Here is a 1,807-nt window from a genome sequence, read left to right as displayed (position 1 = left end):
ACAAACGCGAGTTTGGTGTGCCGGATGACCGTGATCAGGAAAGCTTCACCGATCCGGACAGCCGGATCATGAAACACGCCGGTGGTGGCTCCGAGCAGAGCTACAACGGGTACACAGCGGTCGATGCCGAGCACCAGATCATCGTGGCGGCGGAGTTGACCAACTGCGCCGCGGACAGTCAGGCGCTGCTGGGCATGCTGGCAGCAGTTCAGGCCAACACCGGAGAAATGCCGGCCCAGACGCTGGCGGATGCGGGATTCCGTAGTGAGGCTGTTCTGGCAAAGGTCGCCGATCACCACGGCGATGTCATCGTTGCCCTCGGCCGCGAGGGACGTGAAGATGCCAAGGTCAATGCCAAGACCCATCCGCATACGGCGGCGATTGCGGCGAAATTGAAAACGGAGCAAGGCGATGCAGCTTACCGCCGGCGCAAGTCGATCGTGGAGGCTCCGAATGGTTGGATCAAGGCGGTGATGGGATTGCGTCAGTTCAGCATGAGGGGCCTGGACAAGGTGCAAGCCGAGTGGAAGCTCGTCTGCATGGCGCTAAATCTGAGGCGAATGGCGTATCTGTGAGGGCGAAGGTTAAATGGGGCGGCTCAAATGCACCCCAGTCGTCATAACACGCCGCGCGCCGCAAGATTGGTATCCTTGGCGCCGACGCCTTGCCAATTGCAGAGAGCGCCGCCGCCATCGTCAGTGCTCTACAGAAAACCGGTCACACGGCTCTGCCGCGCAGACTCCTAGCCTAAATGTGACAGTGGTTGGTAATCCATGCCGCCCGCAAGGGCGGCGGTGGTGGGCCAATAGATGATTTTCAGAGCCTTACTGCCCGTTGACGCCCAATCCCTCGAGCGCGAGTCTAGCCGCAGCGGCGATGACGGCCTCGCTGTGCTTGTCATCCTTGTTAGGCGCCCGGGTGTAGACGGCCAACACAATAGGTGCGCGCCCAGTGGGCCAGACGACGGCATAGTCATTTGCCGTGCCATACACTCCGCAGGTTCCGGTTTTGTCTCCGACTGCCCAGTCTGCCGGCACCGCCGCGCGGATGCGGTGGTTGCCGGTCGTGTTTCCCTTTAGCCAATCAACAAACTGCTGCCGCTGCGGCGCAGCCAGTGCAGAGCCCAGTGTCAGTTTTTGTAAGCTTTCCGTCACGGCGCGCGGCGATGAGGTATCGCGCGCATCGCCTGGGATGGCGGAGTTCAGCTCCAGCTCCCAGCGGTCCAGACGGAACGTGGTATCGCCGATAGAGCGCATGAAGGCCGTCAGCCCGGCCGGGCCGCCCAACTCCTTCAGCAACAAATTGGCGGCGGCGTTATCACTGTATTGCACGGCGGCCGCGGACAGCTCCGCCACCGTCATGCCTGTTGTCAGATATTTTTCCGAGATGGGTGACCACGGAACCAGCGCATTTTTGCCGTAACGGATGGGTGTGTCCAGCAAGCCGGCCTGCTGCTGGCTGCGAGCCAGCACAGCGGCAGCAAGAAAGCCCTTGAATGAGCTGCACAGTGGGAAGCGCTCCTCAGCGCGGTAACTTACAGTTGCGCCTGAGCCGGTATCCATCGCGTACACACCGATGGAGCCGCCAAAGTCCTGTTCGAGTTTAGCGAATGGTTCCGCGACGAGGTTGGTCAGCGCGGTGGCAGAAAAGCCAGCCAGCGGCCATGAGAGACAAGACAGCAGAACTAGACGGCGATACAGTGACATCAACGATATTCCTTGTTTGAAGGTGGAGCTAGGTGTAGCGGCCGGATGTAATCAGGCCGCTACAGCTGGGATTAGGGGTCTGACGCTCAGTGGAACGAAAA

Annotated in this window: 1 protein-coding gene and 1 pseudogene; one reads left to right on the top strand and one right to left on the bottom strand. The window is 60.5% G+C overall.

Going from position 1 to position 1,807, the window contains the following annotated elements:
* Nucleotides 1-575 (top strand): annotated as a pseudogene (locus PG899_RS23980) (IS1182-like element ISKpn6 family transposase); the annotation flags it as partial.
* A 249-nt stretch (nucleotides 576-824) separates the two neighbouring features.
* Here the strand turns inward: PG899_RS23980 and PG899_RS23975 are convergent.
* Nucleotides 825-1,706: a carbapenem-hydrolyzing class A beta-lactamase KPC-2 gene (locus PG899_RS23975; protein WP_004199234.1), complete on the bottom strand. Its 882-nt coding sequence runs from the start codon at nucleotides 1,704-1,706 to the stop codon at nucleotides 825-827.
* Between the last annotated feature and the right edge of the window lie 101 nt (nucleotides 1,707-1,807).

This window comes from Aeromonas sp. QDB39 (assembly GCF_027707585.1).
Lineage (GTDB): Bacteria > Pseudomonadota > Gammaproteobacteria > Enterobacterales > Aeromonadaceae > Aeromonas > Aeromonas hydrophila.
Note: the sequence above shows the minus strand (reverse complement) of the source record. Positions and strands in the feature narration are given on the sequence as shown.